At 57.1% G+C, this 5,219-nt stretch carries 4 protein-coding genes and 1 pseudogene; all 5 read left to right on the top strand.

The window, feature by feature from the left end; all coding sequences use genetic code 11:
* Positions 1-109 precede the first annotated feature (109 nt).
* The 5 genes and pseudogenes from CPT76_RS03425 (at position 110) to CPT76_RS41190 (ending at position 5,125) form a co-directional block, all read left to right on the top strand.
* Positions 110-1,375, top strand: a complete 1,266-nt coding sequence (locus CPT76_RS03425) for an ABC transporter substrate-binding protein (RefSeq protein WP_105441931.1) — start codon at positions 110-112, stop codon at positions 1,373-1,375.
* Between the two features lie 25 nt (positions 1,376-1,400).
* The gene (locus CPT76_RS03420; RefSeq protein ID WP_076175657.1) at positions 1,401-2,390 is read left to right on the top strand and encodes a carbohydrate ABC transporter permease; all 990 of its coding nucleotides are present in this window, start codon (positions 1,401-1,403) and stop codon (positions 2,388-2,390) included.
* Entirely contained in the window at positions 2,387-3,199 is an 813-nt protein-coding gene (locus tag CPT76_RS03415) for a carbohydrate ABC transporter permease (protein ID WP_105441930.1), read from the top strand. Before CPT76_RS03420 ends, CPT76_RS03415 begins: the two co-directional genes overlap by 4 nt.
* Before the next feature lie 53 nt (positions 3,200-3,252).
* Positions 3,253-4,161, top strand: a pseudogene (locus tag CPT76_RS41195) (sugar-binding domain-containing protein); the annotation flags it as partial.
* 67 nt (positions 4,162-4,228) lie between these two features.
* A complete protein-coding gene (locus CPT76_RS41190; RefSeq protein WP_308737506.1) occupies positions 4,229-5,125 on the top strand; it encodes a glycoside hydrolase family 2 TIM barrel-domain containing protein in 897 nt (298 codons plus the stop codon).
* Positions 5,126-5,219: the final 94 nt, after the last annotated feature.

Raw genomic sequence — 5,219 nt, 5'->3', positions numbered from 1 at the left:
AAAAAGACGCCAAATTGCCGATGAACACACGTTTTGAAACGCTTTCAAAAGCGTTACGATGAAAGCGGTTCAAAAATGAGATGCCTCATTCGCGAGAGGAGCTGACAATATGAAAAAACAGGTTTCACTTATCGTTCTTGCAGCGGCGTTGATGATGTCACTGTCGGCCTGCGGCGGCAGCGGGGGCAAGGCCGAAACGGCCGGCCAGGGCGGCGGTTCCGGATCGGAGAAGACGCTCCGCTTTGCCACTTGGGATACGGGGGATGCGCTCAAAATTGAGCAGGACATCGCCAAGAAGTTCGAAGAGAGCCATCCGGGCACGAAGGTGCAGGTGGAGGCATACGCGGACGGCTTTGATCAGAAGCTCGCCGCAGGCTTCGGCGCCGCCAATCCGCCCGACGTGATGTACATGTGGGATTTTCCGACGTACCACCAGTCGCTGGAGCCGCTGGACAGCTATGCGGATAAAGACAAGGATTTAAATATTGACGACTTCTACAAGGGCCTGTTCAATTACGGCAAAATCGACGGTACCTTGTACGGCATTCCGGCGGGCTTTACGACGCGGGTGGTGTATTACAACAAGAAGCTGTTTGATGAGGCGGGCGTGCCGCATCCGAAGGACGGCTGGACCTGGCCCGAATTCCAGGAGATGGCCGGAAAGCTGACGGACAAATCCAAGAAGCAGTACGGCTTCGGCGTCCGCGCGGAGAACGACACTTACGATCTGCAGGGGTTCGTATGGAGCAACGGGAGCTCGTTCATTTCTCCTGATGGCAAGACGATCGACGGCTACATGAACAGCAAGGAAACCGCAGAGGCGATCCAGATGTTCGGCGACATGGTGAAAAACGGCTCGGCCGTGCTGACCGGCGGAAAGGGGCAGCAGAGCGGCGACGACATTTTCAAGGCAGGCAAAATCGCCATGTGGGAAAGCGGCATCTGGCCGCTGGAATCATTCCGTCAGGCAGGGGTCGATGTAGGCACGGTTGAAATGCCGGCCTTCCCGGGCAAACCGGTCAAAGGCGTGCTGGCTGAATCGGCGCTGTCGATCGCGAAGGATTCCAAGCAGAAGGATCTGGCCTGGGAATTCATCAAGTTCTACGTATCCGATGCGTCAATCAAAATGCGGGTTGCCGACCTTCCGGTGCGGCAAAGCGTCGTGACCGAGCTGAAAAAGGACCAGGATCCGCTCTACAAGCCGTATTACACGATGCTGGAGCGTTCGGACAACACCCCGGCGTTCCTGCTGAATCCGAAGTGGAATGAGGTTAACCGGCAGCTCTCCGCCGCGGTGGAATCGGTCATGCACGGCAGCAATGCCCAGGATGTGCTGAACCAGGCCGTAAAGGACAGCGAGCGCTACATGAAATAATACCTGAAGAAAGAAGGTTTTTGAGATGGCTCAAACCTACCTCCACCCGGCACGGGAACAGTCAGCCGCCCTCAAGGCCTTGAAGAAACGCAGACGGGGTGGGGCTGCCCCCTACCTCTTCATTTTTCCGTGGATATTCGGCTTTCTGGTTTTCACGCTGGGACCGCTGCTGTTTTCGCTCGTCATTTCGTTCTTTGACTGGCCGATCGTCGGCAAAGTGACGTTTATCGGGCTTGGCAACTACGTGGAAATGTTTACCGACGATCCGCTGTTCTGGAAATCGCTGATGGTGACGCTGAAATTCGCCGTGCTGTTCGTGCCGCTGAACATCATTGTCGCCCTCGGGCTTGCGATGCTGCTCAACCAGAAGGTTCGGGGCAGCGCGATTTTCCGCACGGCGTTCTACCTCCCGTCCGTTATTTCGGGTGTGGCGCTGGCCATGATCTGGTCCTGGGTATACAGCGGCGATTACGGCATCCTGAACTACTTCCTGTCGATCTTCGGGATTCAGGGGCCGGATTGGCTGAACGACACCAAATGGTCGCTGGTCGCCATGGTCGTCGCGAGTTTATGGGGACAGGGCTCGATGATGCTCATTTTTCTGGCGGGGCTCAAAGGCATCCCGAAGGATCTCTACGAATCGGCCTCCATCGACGGCGCAGGCAAGCTTCGGCAGTTTGTCAGCGTCACGGTTCCGATGATCACCCCGACGATTCTGTTCAACCTGATCACGTCGATTATCGCGGCGTTCCAGCAGTTGACGCTGGCGCTGCTCCTGACGGGCGGGGGACCGATGAAGGCGACGTATTTTTACGCGATGTACATGTATGAGAACGCATTTAAATATTTCAAAATGGGCTACTCCGCCGCCAACGCCTGGTTCATGTTCCTGATCGTGCTGACGCTGACGTTCCTAGTGTTCAAGTCGTCGGAAGCGTGGGTGTTCTACGAAGGCGAAATGAAGCGCGGACCGCAGAAGAAGCCGAAGCCGGCGAAAGGAGGGAGGGTAGGATGAAAAAGACGCTGAGCTATCTTGCGCTGATCCTCTTGTCTCTGCTCTTTATCGCGCCATTGTTCTGGGCCATTACGACAGCGCTCAAGTCTCCGCAGGAACTGTACCTGTTTCCGCCCAAATGGATTCCGTCCGTCTTCCGGTTCAGCAACTTTGCGGATGCCTGGAATATTCAGCCCTTTAACCTGTTTTTGAAAAACACGCTGATCGTCACAGTGCTCTCCACCCTCGGCCAGCTGGTATCCTGCACGCTTGTGGCTTACGGCTTCGCCCGCTTCGAATTCAAGGGACGCAACCTGCTGTTTCTGATCGTGCTGGCCACAATGATGATTCCGTGGGAAGTGACGATGATCCCGCAGTATATGGAGTTCAATTATTTGGGGTGGATCAACACGCTCAAGCCGCTGATCGTTCCGTCCTGGTTCGGCTCTGCATACTTTATCTTTTTGCTGCGCCAATTCATCATGACATTACCGCGGGAATTAGATGAAGCTGCAACGATTGACGGGGCCGGCAAGCTTACCGTGCTGATGCGAGTGATCGTGCCTTTGATGGGGCCGTCGCTCATCCTGGTGGCGGTGTTCCAGATGATGAACTGCTGGAACGATTACCTCGGACCGCTCATTTTTCTGAACGACCAGACCAAATATACGCTGACGCTGGGCTTGTCGCAGTTCAAGGGCATGTACGGCGTCGATATGCAGTCCATTATGGCGATCACCTGCCTGATTTCCATTCCGCCGCTCGCCATCTTTTTCTTCGCGCAGCGCTATATCGTCGGAGGCATTGCGAGCACCGGCATCAAAGGTTGATGCTTCACTCGATCAAGTGATGAGACGCATCCAGAGAGAAAGGAAGGGAAAGCATGCACAACACGAACATACCCCGGGATTGGGACGACTTCGCCGTACTGGAAAAAAGCCGGATGAAAGGCAGAGCCTATTTCATCCCATATGCGGACGCCGAAGGGGCCTTGAGCGGCGACCGCGGAAGCTCGCCTTGGTTTCAATCGCTGAACGGCATTTGGAAATTTCACTATGCACGCAGGCCCGAGCTGGCGCCGGACGATTTTCGAGAAGAAGCGCTGGTCGGCTGGGACTGGGCGGACATTCGGGTGCCGGGTCACTGGCAGCTGCAGGGGTACGGCAGTCCGCATTATACGGACCTGGACTACCCGTTCCCGGTGGATCCGCCCCGGGTACCCAATGATAATCCAACGGGCAGCTACGTCCGGGAATTCGAGATGCCGCCCTATTGGCAGGGGCGGCGGATCACCGTCAAATTCGACGGCGTGGACAGCGCCTTCCATGTGTGGCTGAACGGATCGTTCGTCGGTTACAGCCAGGGAAGCCGGCTGACTTCGGAGTTTGACCTTACGCCTTATTTGCAGCCTGGCGTCAACCGTCTGGCCGTCCGCGTGTATCAATGGTCGGACGGCAGTTATTTGGAGGACCAGGACATGTGGTGGCTGAGCGGCATCTTCAGGGACGTCTACCTGATCGCCGAGCCCGCCTCGATCCGCGTCGCCGATTACCGGGTGGTTACCGAGCTGGACCCAAAGTTTGAGCAGGGGGTACTGAACGTTCGGCTTGACCTGGAAGGGGTTGAACCGGACGGAGGCGTCGCGCTGCGGCTGCTGGACCCTGCGGGGCAGGAAGCTGCCTCTGCTAATGAAGCGGTGCCAAACGGCTCCAGTACCTTGGATGTCCGCCTGCCCGTCGCTCATCCGGCTTTGTGGAGCGCAGAACATCCTGCACTGTACCATTTACTGATCATGGTAACGGACGCGCGCGGGAATCAGACCGAGATCATCGCGCAGCGGGTAGGATTCCGGCAGGTGAGTGAAAGACGGCAGATTCTTCGTAAATGGCAAGGCGATCCTGCTCAAAGGAGTCAACCGGCACGACCATCACCCGGATACCGGCCGCACCGTGACTTTGTCTACGATGCGGGAAGACATCCTGATGATGAAGCGCCACAATATCAACGCCGTCAGAACGGCCCATTATCCGAACGATCCGCGGTTCTATGAACTTTGTGACGAATACGGGCTGTACGTGATGGAGGAGACAGATCTGGAGACGCACGGGTTTGAGCCGCTCGGGAACATTTCGCGCCTGAGCGACGATCCCGCCTGGACGGAAGCTTATGTCGACCGCGTCCGGCGCATGGTGGAGCGCGACCACAACCATCCTTCCGTCATCTTCTGGTCGCTCGGCAACGAGTCGGGCTTCGGCTGCAACTTCCGCGCCATGTCCGAGTGGTGCAAGGCGAACGATCCGACGCGCCTCGTGCATTACGAAGAAGACCGGGAGGCGGAAGTATGTGACGTCGTCAGCACGATGTATTCCTCCGTCGAGAAGATGGAGGGCTTTGGGAACCTGACGGACCATCCGAAGCCGCATATTCTGTGTGAGTTCGCCCATGCGATGGGCAACGGACCCGGCGGGCTGCGGGCGTATTTCGATACCTTCGAGAAGTTTCCCCGCCTGCAGGGAGGTTTCGTCTGGGAATGGATCGATCACGGCCTGCGCAGACGCACGGCCGACGGGCGTGACGATTACGCCTACGGCGGCGACTACGGCGACGTGCTGAACAACGGAAACTTTTGTCTCGACGGCCTGATCTTCCCCGACCGCACGCCGGTCGCCTGGATTGATCGAATCAAAAAAATCATTGAGCCGGTTCGTGTGGAGTGGGCGGAAGTCAGGCCGCATCCGTATCACGAACAAGTATGACTTTTATGACGCTTGAACATCTTCAGGCGGATTACAGCGTGACGGCCGATGGCCGTACCCTGCGCAGCGGTGTGCTGACCCTTCCGGCCGTGGG

The organism is Paenibacillus sp. AR247, assembly GCF_002968895.1.
GTDB lineage: Bacteria > Bacillota > Bacilli > Paenibacillales > Paenibacillaceae > Paenibacillus_AQ > Paenibacillus_AQ favisporus.
The sequence above is the reverse complement of the archived record's forward strand: the minus strand, read 5'-3'. Positions and strand labels throughout refer to the sequence as shown.